The organism is uncultured Tateyamaria sp., assembly GCF_947504105.1.
Taxonomy (GTDB): Bacteria; Pseudomonadota; Alphaproteobacteria; order Rhodobacterales; family Rhodobacteraceae; genus Tateyamaria.
In genome coordinates this window covers 1-228 of sequence record NZ_CANNGP010000204.1, presented here as the reverse complement: position 1 = coordinate 228, position 228 = coordinate 1, and the positions used below count along the sequence as shown (strand labels likewise).

Genomic DNA, 228 nt, shown 5'->3' with positions numbered 1-228 from the left:
GCGCGGCCTGCTATCGTGCCCTGAAAGAGGTCTGCTTGGCCTTTCCATCCAAATCCAAATACTGCCCCAACGCTAATATTCGCAAGATCACCCGTGAAGAACATGAAGACACCCGCCAGGTCGCGCGCGACATCGCCAAGACCCGCCAATACGACATCTCGATGAAGCTCAGGAAAAAGGTCGAGATGCTCTTTGCCCACCTCAAACGCATCCTCGGCCTGGGACGGC

General features: G+C 56.6%; 1 pseudogene. It reads left to right on the top strand.

Annotation, left to right across the window (positions count from 1 at the left end):
- A pseudogene (locus Q1A75_RS24205) lies at positions 1 to 228 on the top strand (IS5/IS1182 family transposase); the annotation flags it as partial.